This window comes from Amycolatopsis sp. FDAARGOS 1241 (assembly GCF_016889705.1).
In the GTDB taxonomy this organism is placed as follows: Bacteria; Actinomycetota; Actinomycetes; order Mycobacteriales; family Pseudonocardiaceae; genus Amycolatopsis.
In genome coordinates this window covers 7,543,910-7,561,033 of sequence record NZ_CP069526.1, presented here as the reverse complement: position 1 = coordinate 7,561,033, position 17,124 = coordinate 7,543,910, and the positions used below count along the sequence as shown (strand labels likewise).

The 17,124-nt window shown below is 70.4% G+C and carries 16 protein-coding genes and 1 pseudogene; 13 read left to right on the top strand and 4 right to left on the bottom strand.

The annotated features are described in order from the left end of the window. Positions 1-95: 95 nt before the first annotated feature. Positions 96-527 (bottom strand): Hsp20/alpha crystallin family protein, encoded by a 432-nt coding sequence (locus tag I6J71_RS36750; protein ID WP_204091063.1) that lies wholly within the window; start codon positions 525-527, stop codon positions 96-98. Positions 528-1,307: 780 nt separating this feature from the next. Here I6J71_RS36750 and I6J71_RS36745 point away from each other — a divergent pair. The 4 genes and pseudogenes from I6J71_RS36745 (at position 1,308) to I6J71_RS36730 (ending at position 4,666) form a co-directional block, all read left to right on the top strand. Beyond that, positions 1,308-1,613, top strand: coding sequence for a MerR family transcriptional regulator (locus I6J71_RS36745; protein ID WP_204091062.1), 306 nt, complete (start codon positions 1,308-1,310; stop codon positions 1,611-1,613). Positions 1,614-1,652: 39 nt separating this feature from the next. Further along, positions 1,653-2,192 (top strand): alpha-L-rhamnosidase C-terminal domain-containing protein, encoded by a 540-nt coding sequence (locus tag I6J71_RS51355; protein WP_204091061.1) that lies wholly within the window; start codon positions 1,653-1,655, stop codon positions 2,190-2,192. A gap of 337 nt (positions 2,193-2,529) precedes the next feature. After that, a pseudogene (locus I6J71_RS51350) lies at positions 2,530-3,060 on the top strand (hypothetical protein); the annotation flags it as partial. A 106-nt stretch (positions 3,061-3,166) separates the two neighbouring features. Next, entirely contained in the window at positions 3,167-4,666 is a 1,500-nt protein-coding gene (locus tag I6J71_RS36730) for a glycoside hydrolase family 3 C-terminal domain-containing protein (RefSeq protein ID WP_204091059.1), read from the top strand. Here the strand turns inward: I6J71_RS36730 and I6J71_RS36725 are convergent. Further along, on the bottom strand, positions 4,659-6,440 hold the full coding sequence (locus I6J71_RS36725; protein ID WP_204091058.1) for a sulfatase: 1,782 nt from the start codon (positions 6,438-6,440) through the stop codon (positions 4,659-4,661). The genes I6J71_RS36730 and I6J71_RS36725 overlap by 8 nt on opposite strands. A gap of 234 nt (positions 6,441-6,674) precedes the next feature. Between I6J71_RS36725 and I6J71_RS36720 the strand changes: the two genes are divergently transcribed. Further along, on the top strand, positions 6,675-8,015 hold the full coding sequence (locus I6J71_RS36720; protein ID WP_204091057.1) for a sulfatase: 1,341 nt from the start codon (positions 6,675-6,677) through the stop codon (positions 8,013-8,015). A 43-nt stretch (positions 8,016-8,058) separates the two neighbouring features. Next, a complete protein-coding gene (locus I6J71_RS36715) occupies positions 8,059-9,435 on the top strand; it encodes a sugar porter family MFS transporter (protein WP_204091056.1) in 1,377 nt (458 codons plus the stop codon). Here I6J71_RS36715 and I6J71_RS36710 read toward each other — a convergent pair. Continuing rightward, positions 9,420-10,418, bottom strand: a complete 999-nt coding sequence (locus tag I6J71_RS36710; protein ID WP_204091055.1) for a LacI family DNA-binding transcriptional regulator — start codon at positions 10,416-10,418, stop codon at positions 9,420-9,422. The two genes, I6J71_RS36715 and I6J71_RS36710, sit on opposite strands and share 16 nt — an antisense overlap. Before the next feature lie 123 nt (positions 10,419-10,541). On the opposite strand from I6J71_RS36710, the gene I6J71_RS36705 reads away from it, so the two are divergent. Next, on the top strand, positions 10,542-11,771 hold the full coding sequence (locus I6J71_RS36705) for an ROK family transcriptional regulator (protein ID WP_204091054.1): 1,230 nt from the start codon (positions 10,542-10,544) through the stop codon (positions 11,769-11,771). Here the strand turns inward: I6J71_RS36705 and I6J71_RS36700 are convergent. Next, positions 11,711-12,244 carry a hypothetical protein gene (locus I6J71_RS36700; protein WP_204091053.1) on the bottom strand — a complete coding sequence of 178 codons (534 nt, stop codon included), beginning with the start codon at positions 12,242-12,244 and terminating at the stop codon, positions 11,711-11,713. The genes I6J71_RS36705 and I6J71_RS36700 overlap by 61 nt on opposite strands. On the opposite strand from I6J71_RS36700, the gene I6J71_RS36695 reads away from it, so the two are divergent. The 6 genes from I6J71_RS36695 to I6J71_RS36670 are packed head-to-tail and all read left to right on the top strand — an operon-like array spanning position 12,237 to position 17,104. Continuing rightward, complete coding sequence (locus tag I6J71_RS36695) at positions 12,237-12,599, top strand: MFS transporter (RefSeq protein WP_204091052.1); 363 nt, start codon at positions 12,237-12,239, stop codon at positions 12,597-12,599. The genes I6J71_RS36700 and I6J71_RS36695 overlap by 8 nt on opposite strands. Next, a complete protein-coding gene (locus tag I6J71_RS36690; protein ID WP_204091051.1) occupies positions 12,596-14,113 on the top strand; it encodes an arylsulfatase in 1,518 nt (505 codons plus the stop codon). The genes I6J71_RS36695 and I6J71_RS36690 overlap by 4 nt, the downstream gene beginning before the upstream one ends. Positions 14,114-14,168: 55 nt before the next feature. Next, a complete protein-coding gene (locus tag I6J71_RS36685) occupies positions 14,169-15,602 on the top strand; it encodes a sulfatase (protein WP_204091050.1) in 1,434 nt (477 codons plus the stop codon). After that, positions 15,603-15,953, top strand: coding sequence for a YidH family protein (locus tag I6J71_RS36680; protein ID WP_204091049.1), 351 nt, complete (start codon positions 15,603-15,605; stop codon positions 15,951-15,953). Further along, positions 15,950-16,222 (top strand): DUF202 domain-containing protein, encoded by a 273-nt coding sequence (locus I6J71_RS36675; RefSeq protein WP_204091048.1) that lies wholly within the window; start codon positions 15,950-15,952, stop codon positions 16,220-16,222. Before I6J71_RS36680 ends, I6J71_RS36675 begins: the two co-directional genes overlap by 4 nt. Before the next feature lie 60 nt (positions 16,223-16,282). Continuing rightward, complete coding sequence (locus I6J71_RS36670) at positions 16,283-17,104, top strand: formylglycine-generating enzyme family protein (protein WP_370542021.1); 822 nt, start codon at positions 16,283-16,285, stop codon at positions 17,102-17,104. Positions 17,105-17,124: the final 20 nt, after the last annotated feature.

Genomic DNA, 17,124 nt, shown 5'->3' with positions numbered 1-17,124 from the left:
GGGTCCCTGCGGCGAAGACGACGCCGGCCCCGCCCGAAGCGGTCGAGGCCGCGCTGGGTGGGGCCGCGAATCGGCCGAGCCGGGGTTCGGGGCGCTCACGCCTTGATCTGCTTGGCCTCGCCCCCGCCGCTGATCGCGATCTTGCGCGGCTTGGCCTGCTCGGCGATCGGTACCCGCAGCGTCAACACACCCGCGTCGTAACGCGCTTCGATGTTGTCCGCGTCGAGGGTGTCGCCCAGGAACAGCTGGCGGGAGAACACCCCGCGGGGTCGTTCGGACACCTGTACCTCGGCGCCCTCGTCGTAGTCCGGGCTGCGTTCGGCCTTGACGGTGAGCACGTTGCGCTCCACGTCAAGGTCGATGGAGTCCGGCGCGACACCGGGCAGGTCGAACTGCACCACGTATTCATTGCCGGACCGGTAGGCGTCCATCGGCATGACCGCCGGGCGCGCCGTGGTGCCGTTGGCACCGAAGAACTGCTGGGTCAGCCGGTCCAGCTCCCGGAACGGGTCAGTCCGCATCAACATGACCTTCCGCCTCCTTTGCTCCTTCCCTGCGCGCCACCGGCGTGCTGGTGGCCGGCGGCGATTCGGCAGCCTGTACCGCTGGTCTGGTGTGCTCGTCGAACTCCGGCCGCCGCCACCCTGGCGGCGGCCGGAACCAGTTCGGTGGGTTGCGTGTGCGAGCGTTCCCGGTGCCCGCCCCGGCCGTAGTCGGGCCGGCTCGGTGGCGTGAGGGTGCGCCGCTGGATCCGGGCCGGGACCGCTGTCGGGGTCTCTCGGCCGTCTGGCGAAGCAGGCATCCTCGCCGGCGAACTGACGGGCTCCAGGAGTGGGCATCACCTGCCTTTCGAGGTCGCCGTTGTATTCGCTGATTGCACAGGCGAACCGGGCAGCGGAGGGGAACGCTGCCGATGACCAGCTCGCAGCACCGGTGTCACGCCGGGCGGCCGGTCGCCGGTGGCAGCTGCGCGGGGCGTGCGGCCGGGCTGCTGCGGGCCCGCGGACCCAGGCCGCGGCCGTGCTGGAGGTGGCGCGAGAGCTCCGAAGTTGGCGGCGATGATCGCGTCGAACTCCGCGCGCAGCCAGGCCGCATCGGCGCAGACCAGCTCGGCGAACCCGCTGGTCACCGCCGCGTGACGGGTGGCGTCCGGCATCGTCGATCACTCCCCGGCAACATCGTCGTGTTCGACACCAGGTCATGTACCGCCTCTCCATTTCTATAGCGCACACTGCAAGTTGTGTCAAGCGCCCGCCGCAGATAATCTGTAGCGACTGGCGTGCGTTCCACCCGCGAAGGAGGTGTGCGTGGCTGATCTGGGCAACCTCGACGACCAGGACTACCCGGCCTTCACCACCGGGCAGACCGCGAAGATGCTGGGCGTGCAGGAAGCGTTCCTGCGCAGCCTGGACACCGCGGACCTGGTCCGCCCCCCGCGTTCGGACGGCGGGCATCGCCGCTACTCCCGCCGCCGGCTCACCCTCGTCCGGCTGCGCGAACAACTCGACGAAGGCCACGCCCTCGCCGCCGCCCGCATCATCGGCCTGCAGGACCAGCTCGCCGACGCCGAGAACACGATCCACGACCTGCGCGCCCAGCTCGACCAGCGCTGATCGCCACCACGATCTGAGCGCGCTGGGACGGCCGGACGCTTGAACCCGGCCCGCATTCCCCTGCGACGAACTCCTGCAACCACGACTGCCTTGGCGCGGTCGGGCGATGCGCATCGAACAGCCCAGCCCGGCGGAGCGATCACGCGCGTCGCCGCCACTTACCGGGCGCCGCGCGGCCTCGCCCGCTGCGCGCGGTCCATTGAGGACGGCCGGCTGCGACCGGAGGTCGAAGTCCCGGTCGGCGCGACCACGAAGGCCCTGACTCCCACGGTGGTCACCCGCCGGGTCCGCGAGCTTGAGCCGATCCGAGCGCAGCCGCTTTCGCGGGCGACGCAGCGGAAACACCGGCGGGCGTGCGCCTGCCGATCGGCCGGGCGCACGCCCGCCGACCGCGAATCCGCGCGGGGCCCGCGCCGAACTCGATCCAGACCGCCTGAACGGGTTCCGGTGCGCTGCTTGCCTTCGCGACGCCGCCGGGTGGTGGATCTACAGTGCCTCCAGTTCGGCTTCGGCGACTGCCCGGTAACTTCACCGAGTTCCACAGTGGACCACGGTGTGCACTACGAAAAAACTCGCTGACCTGGATCCATATCCAGGCCAACGGGTTTGTCGTTCGGTGGAGGTTAGGGGGCCTTACTCAAACACAAAAGACCAGGTCACGGCCCTGGGAGAGCTTCGGGAGAAGCTTCCCGGCTTTGACAGCCCGAGCCACCGTCAGCCAGGCGGGACCTACCTGGTCGCGCGCGGCAGCTCGGTTCCGGGGAGATCGAGCAGCTGATCGACGGCTACCAGTCGGGAGCCACGGTGTACGAGCTTGGCGGCCGGGTACCTCTACGGCGCGGTCAACTCGATCGCCGCGTTCCTCGGCCCCGTGCTCGCGCTGTTCACGGGCCTGACCGACGGCCGGCGCTACGGCATGTGGACGATCGGCACGATCTGCGTCGTGTCGGGGCTCATGGTGGCCTTGTTCTTCACCGACCCCGGAGTCGGCGCCGCGGAGAGCGAGCTCGCCGATCTGTCCACGAAGGACAGGATCAAGACGAAAGTGACCGCACAGTCAGTCCTGTCGCTGTTCCGCATCCCGACCTTCGCGCTGATGATGCTCTCGCGCCTGCTGTCCGGGCACCTGCTCATCTCGATCTTCGTCGTGCGGCTGCTCGACGAGGTCCTCCCGGCCCGCGGTCGCATCTACTACCTGCAGATCGCGCAGGTGCTCTTCGCCGCGGCCGCGTTCTTCGGCACGCGGTTCCAGGACGGGAGCATCGGCACCTACTGCGTGTTCTGGGCGCTGATGGGGCTCGGCCAGGGCGTGAACCCGCCGGTGAACCGGCCGATCGTCGCGGCCGTGGTGCTGCCGGAGCTGCGTGGGCAGGCGTTCGCCATCTGGCTGACCATCTTCGAGACCGTGGGCTGGGCCCTGTTCTCACTCGGCGCCGGGCAGCTGGCCGACGTGCTCGGCATCCAGACGGTGTTCCTGTGGATCATGGTGGTCCTCATGCTCGCCGGCGGTCGCCAGCGTCGCGTTCGCCCGCGAGGTCGCCGCGGCGGGCACGGTGCTGCTGGCCAACAACGGCATCCTGCCGCTGGCCACCGCGAACCTGACCCGGGTCGCGGTCCTCGGCCACAACGCGGCACTGGCCCGCACGCAGGGCGGTGGTTCGGCGACCGTCATCCCGGACCACGTCGTGTCCCCGCTCGACGGCTTGCGCGCGGCGCTCCCGGATGTCGAAGTGAACTACGCACTGGGCGCGGTCGTGCAGGAGGGGGTCGCGCCGTTCGCCCCGGAGGAGATCACGCACCCGGAGACGGGGGAGCCGGGCCTGCTCGTGCGGTTCCTCGACCGCGACGGCGCCGAGCTGTACCGCGAAGACCGCCGGGCCGCGTCGCTCGTGTACCTGGGCGGCGACGCCCCGACGGACGAAGCCGCAGCGGTTGAGCTCACGACCACCTGGACGCCGGGCGCGTCGTGCCCGGTCCGGCTGGGGTTCGCGGCCGCCGGCCACGCGCGGATCGACCTCGACGGCGAGCTCCACCTCGATGGCACCGCCGATGCAGGCGCGGACCCCGGCGCGGCCGTCCTGTCACCACGGTCGGCGGCCGCGCCCGTCACGGTCGAAGCCGGCCGGCCCGTGGCCGTGCGGCTCCTGTTCGATCGCGTGCCCGGCGAAGGCAGCCTCGGCTACGCGTTCGGGCTCACGATCGGGCTCGCCCCGCCCGACGTCGACCCCGCGGAGTTGCTCGCCGAGGCCGCCGACACGGCGTCGTGCGCGGACCTCGCGATCATCGTGGTGGGCACCAACTCCGCCGTCGAGTCGGAAGGCCACGACCGCACCGACCTCGCCCTGCCCGGTCACCAGGACACCCTCGTCCGCGCCGTCGCCGCCACCGGTACCCCGACGGTCGTCGTCGTGAACTCCGGCTCGCCGGTGCTGCTGCCATGGCGCGCGGACGTCGCGGCGGTGCTCGTACCCTACTTCGGTGGCCAGGAAATGGGTCACGCCCTCGCCGACGTGCTGCTCGGCGCGCGCGAACCCGGCGGCCGCCTGCCCACGACCTGGCCGGCCACGATGGACGTCCCCGTGCTCGACGTAACCCCGGTCGACGATGCCCTGCGTTACACCGAAGGCATCCACGTCGGTTACCGCGCCTGGCTCAAGTCCGGCCGGGAACCCGCGTACCCCTTCGGTTTCGGGCTCGGCTACACGACCTGGTCGCTCGACGGTCTGCGCGTCAGCCCGGCGGTGTCCGCCGGTGGCACCGCGGAGGTCGAGCTCACCGCGACCAACACGGGCGCTCGGGCGGGCAAGCAGGTCGTGCAGGTCTACCTGGCGCGCCCGGACTCCGCGGTCGACCGGCCGGTCCGCTGGCTCGCCGGGTTCACCACCGTCGAGGCGGCACCGGGCGAATCCGTGCCGGTCACGGTGACGCTGCCCGCCCGCGCTTTCGCGGACTGGCAACCCGGCGGCTGGCACTACGAACCGAGCGGGTTCACCGTCGCGGTGGGTACCTCGGTCGCGGACCTCCCGCTGTGGGCGGACATCGAGCTCAAGTAGCGCGCACCCCGCAGAGCCCGCTCAGTGTTTCCTCCAGTTCGTACACCGCGGCTGGGTCGAGGTCCGGGTGCATGGCCGCGACGTCGACGACGGTGAGGTGCACCAGCATCGTCCGCCCGGTCGGGGTGTCGAGCCGTGGCAGCACCGGCAGGATCGCCGCGCGGGCCTTGGGAACGCGGAACAGCTCGCGGATCGGGACCGTGGCGACGAGCGCGTCGGGGGAGAGGTCCGCGCGGCGCACGGGCGGGCGCGCGGCGGCGTCGACGAGGTCGCGTTGCGCGTCGGCGAGCAGGTGCTCCTCGGTGACGGGGCCGGTCGCGGGCAGCCCGAGGCGCTGGTACTGCTCGGCCGGTGCCTCGGTTTCACGCATCAGCTTCACCAGGAGCTCGATCATGCGCAGCTCGAGTGTGGGGTCGCTCAGCGGCGACTGCTGCCCCGGGTCGGTCTCGAGGTCGAACAGCATCGTGCCGAACGGGTACGGGTTGCCGAACGTCCACCCGGGAACCCTCAGCACCGGCACGCCCTTGGTGAAGCCGAATCCGTCGACGAGTTCCGCGTCGCGCAGTTCGGCCGGCGAGAACGGGGCGTGCATGTGGGTCGGCATCAGCGTGTAGTCGAACAGCGGCCGGTTGTCCGGGTTCACGGTGTTGCGCAGGTAGACGTACCGGCCGTCGGTGACGTTGACGTGCCCGCCCGCAGAGCCGAACAACGCGCCCTCGTGGATCGCGTGATCTTCGGCCAGCACGGAGGCCAGCGGCCGCCCCTGCATGTCCGGCGTCGGCTCCAAGCCGAAGTATTCCAGCAGCGTCGGCGCCAAGTCGATGGTCTGGACCAGACTGGCCCGGGTTTCGCCGGCGGCCGGATGACGCGGGTCCCAGACGAACAGGGGAGTGTGGATGTTCTCGTCGTACCACGGTTGCACGCTCTTGCCCCACCAGCCGTGCTCGCCGAGCAGGAAGCCGTGGTCGGTGCAGACCACGAGCATCGTGTCGCGCCACATGTCGTGCTCGTCGAGGAAATCGAGCACGCGGCCGAGGGAGTGGTCGCACATCGCCAGCAGCGCCAGGTAGCTGTGGCGCAGGTGCTCGGCTTCCGCGTCGCTCTCGACGACCTTTTTGTAAGCAGGCCAGTCGAAGTGGCGGCCCGCGTACCCGCTTTCGAACAGCTCCAGGTACTTGTCGTAGGTGAAGAACGGCTCGTGCGGGTCGAAGCACTCGATCTGCAGCAGCCAGTCGTCTTCGGTGTGGTTGCGGCCCAGGAACTCGAGACCGGCGTCGACCGTGAGCGTCTGCGAGTGCAGGTCTTCGGTCTGCTGGTACTCGCGGCTCACCCAGTTTCGGCGCGTTCGCGGGTTTTTCGCGTTGATCGTGTCCGGCGTGACCGGGTCGGCGACGTGGCCCTTCCAGCCGTCGCCCTCCTGGCCGCGGAAGAACTCGTAGGAGTCGAACCGGTTGTGGTAGGTGAGCCCGCCGTCTTCCCAGTAGTGGTAGTGATCGGTGACCAGGTGCGTGTAGACGCCCGCACCGCGCAACAGTTGCGGCGCCGAATCATCGAACGGCTCCAACGGCCCCCATGACCGGTGCAGGAAGTTGTAGCGCCCGGTGTGCAGTTCCCGGCGTGCGGGCATGCAGGGCATGCTGCCGGCGTAGCAGTGGGTGAAGCGCGTGGAGTGCTGCGCGAGACGGGTGAAGTTCGGCGTCCGGCCCTCCGTCGAGCCGTAGGGCTCGAGGTGCCGGCGGTTGAGGGTGTCGAACATCAGGACAATCGCGCGCACGCTGCCTCTTCCCGTTCCGGTCGCGGCGTGACCACGCTGCGCGACCACCGGTGGTAGATCGATCTCGCAGAGGTTGACATGGGCAAACGTAGTCCGTCAAGTCGAGGGTCGACACGGTGTGTGACGACTTCGGCCACGTTGCGGAGTGCTTGTCGAACGCATCGGCCAGAGCTATGGTAGATCGATCTAGCGTAGGTAGATCGATCTACCAAGTGTCACTTCGGAGGAGCTTGCGTGCCTGAGCAGAAGGCGGACGCCCCGGACGTCGTCCTCGTCCACGGCCACGACCTGGGGCGGTGGCTCTCGGTCTACGGCATGCCGCACGTGCCGAGCCCGAACCTGGCCGCCTTCGCGGAGAGCGCCGTGGTGTTCGACAACGCCCACGCCGCCGCGCCGCTCTGCTCACCGGCTCGCGCGGCTCTGTTCACGGGAATCTCGCCGCACCGCAACGGAGTCGAAGGCCTGGCGCACCACGGGTGGCGCTACCGCCACGACGTGGTGACCGCGCCCGAACGGCTGCGGCCGCTCGGCTACCACTCGGTGCTCATCGGGCTGCAGCACGAGCACGCCGACCCGACCGTGCTCGGCTTCGACGAGGTCGGCGGGCTCGGGTTCCTGCCCCGCGCGCACCAGGTCGCGGACGCGGCGGCCGGCTGGCTGCGCGCGTGTCCGGACCGGGCCGAGCGCAAGCCGCTCTTCCTGACCGTCGGGGTGTGGGAGGTCCACCGCCCGTGGCCCGCAGAGGACTACGTGCCCGCTGATCCGGCGCAGGTCGACGTGCCGGACTTCCTGTCCGACAACGAGCACACCCGCGAAGACATCGCCGCGTTCCACGGCTCGATCCGCCAGCTCGACGACGCGATGGGCGCGCTGCTGCGCACGATCGACGCGACGCTCGACCCCGAGACCACGATGGTGATCTTCACCACCGACCACGGGGCGGCATTCCCGCGCGCGAAGAGCACGCTCTACGACGCCGGCACCGGCGTGACCCTGCTGGTTCGCCCGCCGCGTTCGTGGGCCGTCGCGCCGCGGCGGGTCACCGACGTCGTGTCCCACCTCGACCTCGTGCCGACCCTGCTCGACGTGGCCGGGGGCGCGCCCGCGCCGGAGCTCGAAGGCACGAGCCTGGTTCCCTTGCTGCACGGGGGAACCGGCGATCCCGATCGTGTGCTCTACCCGGGCAAGAGCTACCACGACAGCTATGACCCGATGCGCGCCGTGCGCTCGCGCGAATTCACCTACATCCGCAACTTCCGGCCGGGACCTCTCCTGACGCTGTCGCTCGACCTCGAGAGCAGCCCGACCCGGCGGGGGATGGGCGACGCACACCTCGCGCCTCGCCCGGCCGAAGAGCTCTACGACCGCCGCAAAGACCCCGACGAGCTCACGAACGTCGCCGGCGACCCGGCGTACGCCGACGTGCTGGCCCAGTACGCGCACCTGCTGGACGAGCGGCTCGTCGCGACCGACGACCCGGTCCTGACCGGCGGCTCACCCGTGCCTGGGCCGCGCAGCCGCGAAGTCGACGCACTGCCACTACTGCCGCACCTGCGCCCCGAAGACCCTTCGTGAATCCCCGCCCGCGCGAGAACATGAGAGACAAGGACGTACTCACATGACCGGAACCACCGCCGCACCGGCCAGAGCGCCGTGGGGCATCTACCTCATCGGTGCGTTCGCCGAGCTCCTCTTCGGTTACGACACCGGCATCATCGGCACGGCGATGCTGTCGATCAAGAAGGAGTTCCCGCTGACCCCGGCGACGCAGGGGCTCGTGGTGAGCTCGCTCCTGCTCGGCGCCGCGATCGGCGTCGGCTTCGCCGGCCGGCTGTCGGACCGCCACGGCCGCCGCCCGACCCTGCTGCTGGTCGGCGCAATCTTCGGCGTCGGTGGTCTGGTCGCGGCACTGGCTCCGTCGGTGGCGATCCTCGTGCTGGGCCGGCTGATCATGGGGCTGGGCGTGGGCTCGTCCGCTGTGGTCGTGTCGGTGTACCTGATCGAGATCGCGCCGACGCGTCACCGCGGCAAGATCGGTGCGCTCGGCCAGATGATGGTGGTGCTCGGCATCATGCTCGCCTACCTCGTCGGCTACTCGCTCGACGCGTCGGGCCAGTGGCGGCTCATGCTCGGGTTCACGCTGATCCCGTCGGTCCTCATCGTGTGCGCGCTGTTCTTCGCGCCGGAAAGCCCGCGCTGGCTCGTGCAGCAAGGTCGCGACGGCGACGCCCGGACGGCTCTGGGCCGTCTGGGGCGCGGCGGTACCGCGGACGCGGAACTGCAGGAGCTGCACCGGGTCGTCACCACGGCGAACGGCAACCGGCGCAGCACCGGTGACGTGCTGCGGGAGATGTTCTCCCCCGCGCTGCGGCGCAGCACGGCCGCCGGGATCGTGCTGGCCGTGCTCGCGCAGACCGTCGGCACGAACTCGATCGTCTACTACGCCCCGACGACGCTCGCGCACGCCGGTTTCGGGCAGACCGCGGCCGTGACCGCGAACATCAGCATCGGCGTGGCCAACGTGGTGTTCACCATCCTCGGCATCGCCTTGGTGGACCGGATTCCCCGGCGGCGGCTGCTGCTGTGGGGTGCGATCGGGATGACGGTGGCGCAGGTGTTCCTCGCCGTTTTCACGCTGCTGCAGTCCGGTCCGTCGGCGGCCGGTGCCTACGCCACGCTCGTCGGGATGATCGTGTTCCTGTCGTCGTTCGCCTTCGCCTGGGGCGTGCTGGTGCGAGTGGTCGTGTCCGAGCTGTTCCCGTCGGCGATCCGCGGCAGCGCCTCGGGTCTCGTGCTGGTGCTGCAGTGGTTCGCGAACTTCGTGGTGAACCAGTTCTTCCCGACGATCCTCGCGACGAGCGCGGCGCTGAGCTTCGGCATCTTCGCCGTGGTCGGGATCATCGCGGTGGTGTTCGTCGCGAAACTGCTGCCCGAAACGGGCGCGGGCAAGAGCCTGGAGGACGTCGAACAGGCCGCGGTTCAGCTCGCACGCTGAGGCGGGGATCCCTCCGTCGAGCGGCGAACCACCAGCTGCGGTTCGATCAGCACGACCTCAGGGGCGTCGGAGGGGTCGGTGAGCTGCCGGGTGAGGAGCTCGGCCGCTTGCCGTCCGAGCTCACGCGGATGGGCCGAGACGCTCGTGAGCGGCGGTTCCCACAGCTCGCCCTCGGCGACGCCGTCGAAGCCGACCACGAGCGGTTCCGCCGCGCCCCGGTCGCGCAGCTCACGGTAGACACCGAACGCGACGACGTCGCTGTGGCAGATGACGCCGTCGGGTACCTCGGTCAGCTGTCGCGCAATCTCCCGGCCGCCGCGGCCGCTGGTCTCCCCGGGAAGGTCGAGCACCTCGGCCTTCCCGGCCGCCGCCGCGCGCACCCCGCGCACGCGGTCGCGGCGCGCGACCGCGTGGACCGGACCACCGAGGTAGGCCAGCGTCCGGCAGCCGCGCTCGATCAGGTGGGTCGCGGCCAGCTCACCGCCACGCACGTCGTCGGGCCCGACGTAGTGCGTGGTGCGGTCTTCGAGGTAGCGGGTGGCCAGCACGTAGGTGACACCCCAGGCTTCGAGCTTGTCGATCAGGCCTGCGCCGGTGCCCTGCGTGGGCACCACGACCAGCCCCGCCACCTGGTGCTCGCGCAGCGCGGTGAGCAGGTGCTCCTGGCGGCGCGGGTCGTCGAGCGTGTTGGTCAGCAGCGACACGAACCCGCGGGTGTCCAGCTCGGCCTCGAGCCCGAGCGTCATCTCCGCGAAGAACGGGTTGGAGATGTCGGTGACCAGCACGCCGACGACGTCGGTCCGCTGGCTGCGCAGGGCGGCGGCGCCGCGGTGGTACACGTAGCCGAGCTCGTCCATGGTGTCGAACACGCGCTTGCGCGTCGCCTCCGAGACCCGGCCCGCACCGCGCACGACCAGGGACGCCGTGGCCCGCGAAACCCCGGCTCGCGCCGCGACGTCCTTGAGCGTGATCCGTGAACCCACGTACGCAGCGTAGCGTTCCGCCGCGTGCTCACCGATCCATCAGCGCGTCGATGCGTCAGCGAGGAGCCCCGACCACTTTCTCCACTCGATGCACTAACTCCGGCTCCTGTGTAATATGTCCTCGTGCGCTCCGTGACCGGCAGTTCGAACTCGCTTTCAGGCCCAGCGCCCGTGGTGGAGGGGAAGTACGGGGGTCTCGTCCTGCGACTGCTGCGAACGCAGCCCGGACTGTCGCGCAGCCGGCTCTCGGAGATCACCGGGCTTTCGCCGACGACCGTCACGAAGGCGGTGACCCCGCTGATCGCGAGCGGGTACGTCGAGGAAACCGGCAGCGGCGCCGAGCCGCGGATCGGGCGCCCGGCCATCGGGCTGCGGCTGGTGCCCGACGCGGTCGCGGTGTGCGGCATCCAGATCGGCGTCGGCACCGTGCAGGCCGCACTTGTCGACGCCGTCGGCGCCACCCAGCGGACGATCCAGTTCACCTTCTCGGAAGACAGCGACGCGGAGCAGGTCATGACCGACGTCGCGGAGCGTGTGCGCGCCGAGCTGCTCGAGACGGCGGCCAACGAGGTCATCGCGCTCGGCGTCGGCGCGCCCGGGCCGGTCGACGCCGTGCGGCGGGTGAACCTCATGTCCGTGAACCTGGGCTGGCGCGACGTGCCGATGGCGGAGATCCTCGAACGGGTCTGCGGCCGGCCGGCGACCGTCGAGCACAACGTGCAGAGCATGGCACTGGCGGAGAACCGGTTCGGGCAGAGCGGGCGCGACATCGCGTTCGTGCACGCCCGGACCGGCGTCGGACTGGGGCTGGTCCTGCGCGGTCGGCTGTTCGCCGGCGGGCGCCACGGCGTGAGCGAGCTCGGACACCTGCAGCTCGTCGGTGACGGTGAGCTGTGCGCGTGCGGTGCCCACGGTTGCCTAGAAACCGTCGCTTCCGAACCCGCGCTCGCGCGGCGGCTGGCCGCGGTCGGACACGAGGGGGCCGGTCAGGCGCCGCTGTCGGCGATCGACCGGGCGGCGATCGCGGATCCGGCGCTCACGGGCGTGCGTGCGCAGTACCTCGGCGACCTCGCGACCGGGCTCGCCAACGTCGTCAACCTCTTCAATCCCGAGCTGATCGTCGTCGGCGGCATGCTCGCGAACGCGTCCGATGTGTTCCTCGGCGACCTCGCGACCGCGACCCGCGAACGCGTTTTCCCTTTGTTGCGTGAATCCTTCCAGGTGCGGCGCACGAGTTTCGGGGACAACGCGGGCACGGTCGGCGCGGCGGCCACCGCACTCGAACAGTTCTTCTACGCCGCCCCCGTCGACCGTGAGTTCTCGCCGCTCGACGCGCTTTCCTGGGCCAGGTAACGGCTTTCCAGCGGATCACCGGTCTCGGCGAGCCACCCGGCGACGTATCGGCGGCACGCGCCCAGCTCGTCCGCGAACGCCGGTTGCGCGGCCAGGTTGTGCAAGCAGTCGGGATCGGCGACGAGGTCGTACAGCTCCTCGGGCGCGCGGGTCGTGTAGAACGCGACGCGTTCGGCGACGGCCGGATCGGCGGCGGCGACCATCGCCGGCCACGTCAGGCCCTCCATGTTCTCGGCGCGGTAAGCACGTCCGTCCGACCACGCGTTCCAGACGTAGCCGAAGCGCGCGTCCTGGGTGCAGCGCATTTCGAAGCGCTGCTTGGCCGAGGTCTCGTGGAACACCGTGAACACGCGCTCGCGGCCGGTGTCCGGCTCGCCACGCAGGAGCGGCAGCAGCGACCGGCCGTCGAGACCGGCGGGCACGGCGATGCCGGTCGCTTCACAGAAGGTCGGGAACAGGTCGAGCATGCTCACGAACGCCTCGTCGTCGGCGCGGCCGTTCCTCGCCATCGCCTGCCTCACGGTGTTCAAGGCGACTTATTCGCTGTCGTGGGGCACGGGGACGCGCATCGTGGCGTCGGAAATCCTGCCGCTCAGCGTGCGCGGTTCGGCGCTCGGTTTCGCCGAGATCTTCAACTTCGCGTCCATTTTCACTCTCTCGCTGGTTTTCCCGAGCCTGCTGGCCGCCGGCAGTGGCACCGCGTTCGCCGTCTTCGCGGTGATGGGCGTGGTCTCGTGCCTGTTCGTGCTGGCCTGGGTGCCGGAGACGAAGGGCCGCACGCTCGAGGAGATCGAGGCAGGCGTCCACGTCGGGCGGGCGGCTCGGTGACCAACGTCGTCCTGATCCTCGCCGACGACCTCGGCTTCTCCGACCTCGGCTGCTACGGCGGCGAAATCGACACTCCGCACCTCGACCGGCTCGGCCGCGAAGGCGTCCGGATGTCGGCGTTCTACAACACGGCGCGATGCTCACCTTCACGGGCGAGCCTGCTCACCGGGCGGCACCCGCACGAGACCGGAGTCGGCATCCTGAACGACGACCAGCGGCCGTGGGGCTACCCGGGCTCGCTGGACCCGGCGGTGCCGACCGTGGCCGAGCGGTTCCGCGAGGCCGGGTACGCGACCTGCCTGTCGGGCAAGTGGCACCTGTCGGCCCAGACCGAGGTGCCCGACGAGACCTGGCCGACCCGTCGCGGGTTCGACGAGTTCCACGGCATCCTCGGCGGCGCGGGCGACTACTTCCACCCGCGCGCGCTCTACACCGGCGAGGAACGCCAGCCCATCCCCGGCGACGGCTACTACTTCACCGACGCCGTCGGCCGGCACGCGGCGGACTTCGTCGCCCGCCAGGCCGGCGCGGGCACACCATTTTTCCTCTATCTCGCGTTCACCGCGCCGCACTGGCCGCTGCACGCGCCGGCGGAAGACGTCCGCCGCTACGAAGGCCGCTACGACGAGGGCTGGGACACCCTGCGGCAGCGGCGGTTCGAACGCCTGGCCGCCGAAGGGCTCGTCGGCGGCGACGCGGTCCTGAGCCCTCGTGATGCCGGCGAACCGGCCTGGGTGGACACCGAGCACCAGGAGTGGCAAGCCCGACGGATGAGCGTGTATGCGGCGCAGGTGACGGCGATGGACCGGGCCGTCGGCCACGTGCTGTCCACTGTGGAGGAAGCCGGTGTCGCGGACGACACGTTGGTGGTGTTCCTGTCCGACAACGGCGCCAGCGCCGAGGACCTGCCGCCCTTCGACGCCCCGAAGTTCCGCGAACGCCAGCCCTCGCACACCGTCGACGGCGCGCCGATGCGGATCGGCAACGAGCCGGACATCGCGCCGGGCGCCGCAGACACCTTCGCCAGCTACGGCCGCGCGTGGGCGAACCTGTCCAACACCCCGTTCCGGCTCTACAAGCGGTGGGTGCACGAGGGCGGGATCGCGACCCCGGTCCTCGTCTCCTGGCCCGCCGGTGCCCTGGCGAACGGGACCGTCGTCGACACGCCCCACCAGCTGACCGACGTGCTGCCGACCCTGCTCGACGCGGCCGGGCTCGCGGCACCGGCGGGGCCGGGAACGTCGATGCTGCCGGAATGGCGCGGCGACCCCGGGCACGGCGAGCACACCCTGTTCTGGGAGCACATCGGCAACGCCGCCGTGCGCCGCGGCCGCTGGAAGATCGTGCGCGAGACCAGCGGGCCGTGGGAGCTCTACGACCTCGTCGCGGATCGGGCCGAGCAGCACGACCTCGCGGCCGGCCGGCCCGCGCTGGTCGCGGAGCTCGCCACGGCCTGGCAACGGTGGGCCGACGAGGTCGGTGTGATCTCGTGGGAGACCATCCGCGCCCACTGAAACTCGATCACCTCGTGTTAATTTTGAAAGTGGAGAAAATAGGGGAGGGAATCCTATGGGCAGCGCGACGTGCGACCGTCGGCCCAACATCGTGATGATCCTGACCGATGATCACGCTTCGCACTCGATAGGCGCGTACGGCTCGGTCGTCAACCGGACACCGCGCATCGACGAGATCGCAGAGAACGGCTGGCGCTTCGACAACTGCTTCGCCACCAACGCCTTGTGTTCGTCCAGCCGGGCGTCGATCCTGACCGGCACCTACAGCCACGTGAACGGAGTGACCACGCTCGTCACCCCGATCGACGCGAGCCAGCCGACCTTCATCAGCCAGCTGCGCGAAGCGGGCTACCGCACCGCGATGATCGGCAAGTGGCACATGGGCGACGGCGCCGGCCACGACCCGCAGAACTTCGACTACTGGGACGTCGTGATCGAGCAGGGGGAGTACTGGAACCCCCGGTTCCTCTCCGCCGACGGCCTGCGCACGGTCGAGGGCTACGCGACCGACATCATCACCGACCTCGCCACGGACTGGGTCGACGGCCTCGACGGCGACGATCCGTGGTGCGTGCTGATCTACCACAAGGCCCCGCACCGGCCGTGGGAACCGGACGAGAAGCACCAGGGGATGTACACCGATCCGGTGCCCCTGCCCGCGACGTTCGACGACGACTACGCCACCCGCTCGTCCTCGGCCCGTCGCGCCGCCGTGCGGCTCGCCGAGAACCTGAACGAGGAGGACCTCAAGGTCACCCCGCCCGAGGGACTGACCTACGAGGAGCTGGCGATCTGGAAGTACCAGCGGTTCATGGAGGACTACCTGGCCTGCGTGGCCAGCGTGGACGACAACGTCGGCCGGGTGATCGACTGGCTGCGCGCCCGCGGCGACTTCGACGACACCCTGCTGATGTACGCCTCCGACCAGGGCTTTTTCCTCGGCGACCACGGTTGGTTCGACAAGCGGTTCATGTACGAGGAATCGCTGCGGATGCCGTTCGTGCTCAGCTACCCGCGCCGCCTGGGCGCCGGCGAGGCCTTCACGGACATGGTGACCAATGTGGACTTCGCCCAGGCGATCCTCGACGCCGCCGACGTGCCCCACCACCCGCGCATGCAGGGCCGCAGCTTCTGGCCCGACCTGCTCGGCAGGCCGGAGCACCCACCCGCCACGGGAATCTACTACCGCTACTGGGAACACGACGACAAGTTCCACCGCGCGCCCGCGCACTACGGCTACCGGTCGGAGCGGTACAAGCTCATCTACTTCTACAACGACGGGCTCGGGATCCCCGGTACGGGGCCGTTCACCTACCCGCCGGAGTGGGAGCTCTACGACCTGGTTGCCGATCCGCAGGAACTACGCAACGTCTACGACGACCCGGCCTACGCCGAGATCCGCGAGGAACTCAAGACCGCGATGTGGCGGGAGCAGGCCCGGCTGGGCGACAAGCCGCACCCGAGCCAGCCGCGGCCGGCGGGAGTCTGAGTGAGCCCGCGCTGGTACACGGAGGGTGAGGAGCCGGACTACCGGTTCACTCTGGCCAACGAGCGCACGTTCCTCGCCTGGCTGCGCACTTCGCTGGCACTGGTGGCCGGGTCGGTGGCGTTGACGCAGCTCGTGCCGCCGTTCCCCGTCGCCGGCGTGCGCACCGGCCTCGCGGTGCTGCTCGCGGTGGCCGGTACGGTGCTGGCCGGGCTGGCTTACCGGCGCTGGGCGACGGTGCAGCGCGCGATGCGGCACCGTCGGCCGCTGCCGATGGACTGGCTGCCCGCGGTGGTCGGCGTGGTCGCCGCGCTGACCGGCCTGCTTGTGGTGCTCGTCGTGGTGGTGCGGTGAGCGATCGCGGGCTGCAGCCAGAGCGCACGGCCCTGGCGTGGCAGCGAACGGGGCTGTCCGCTGCGGTGGCGGCTGCACTGCTGCTGCGCACCGGGTTCGCGGCCGGTTCGGTGCTGGACCTGGCCGCGGGCGGGTGTGCGGTCGTGGTGGTCGTCCTCTGTTGGCTGACTGCGCGGCGCCCGGGCACCCGTCCGTGGCGGCTGCGGGTTTCGGCAGGTGCGGCGTGCGTCACGGCGCTGCTGGTCACCGTGCGGTTAGTGTGCGAGTAGGAGGTTTTCGTGTCGCATTGCTGTCCGCCGTCCCGCTCGTCGGGGGGCTCGGGTGACGTCGTGCTCGGTCCGGCGACCAACACCGACGGTCTGCTCGTGCTGCCCGGCGGCACCTTCCGGATGGGTACCGACGACGCTGACGGGTTCCCCGATGATCGCGAGGGCCCGGTGCGTGAGGTGACCGTCGCGCCGTTTGCGATCGACGCGTTCGCGGTGACGAACGCGCGCTTCGCGGAGTTCGTGGACGCGACCGGCTACCGAACCGATGCGGAGAAGTTCGGTTGGACGTATGTGTTCGCGAAGTTCGTGCCGTCGGCGTTGCGCAAGGGGGCGCCGCGGCCGCAGCAGACGCCGTGGTGGATCGGTGTTTCGGGCGCGTACTGGCGGGCGCCGGAGGGGCCGGGCAGCGACGTTTCGCTGCGGCAGGACCACCCCGTGGTCCACGTGTCCTGGACCGACGCGCTCGCTTATTGCGCCTGGGCCGGGCGTCGGCTGCCGAGTGAGGCCGAGTGGGAGTACGCCGCGCGCGGTGGGCTGGACCAGGCCCGGTTCCCGTGGGGTGACGAGCTGACGCCGGGCGGGGAGCACCGGTGCAACATCTGGCAGGGCCGCTTCCCGGTGCACAATACGGAAGAGGACGGCCACGTCGGCACCGCCCCGGTGGATGCGTTCCAGCCCAATGGGTTCGGTCTCTACAACGTGTCGGGCAACGTGTGGGAGTGGTGCGCCGACTGGTTCGGCACCGGCAACCGCTCGATGCGCGGCGGCTCGTACCTGTGCCACGAGTCCTACTGCAACCGCTACCGCGTCGCCGCCCGCACCGGCAACACCCCGGACAGCTCCAGCGGCAACACCGGCTTCCGCACCGCCGCCGACATCTAAGACCGGGAGAGCGCCGGTTT

Excerpts from the sequence above, each read along its gene's own strand:
- I6J71_RS36695 (WP_204091052.1), top strand. The coding sequence starts at position 12,237 with ATGCTCACGAACGCCTCGTCGTCGGCGCGGCCGTTCCTCGCCATCGCC.
- I6J71_RS36715 (WP_204091056.1), top strand. The coding sequence starts at position 8,059 with ATGACCGGAACCACCGCCGCACCGGCCAGAGCGCCGTGGGGCATCTAC.
- I6J71_RS36685 (WP_204091050.1), top strand. The coding sequence starts at position 14,169 with ATGGGCAGCGCGACGTGCGACCGTCGGCCCAACATCGTGATGATCCTG.
- I6J71_RS36750 (WP_204091063.1), bottom strand. The coding sequence starts at position 527 with ATGTTGATGCGGACTGACCCGTTCCGGGAGCTGGACCGGCTGACCCAG.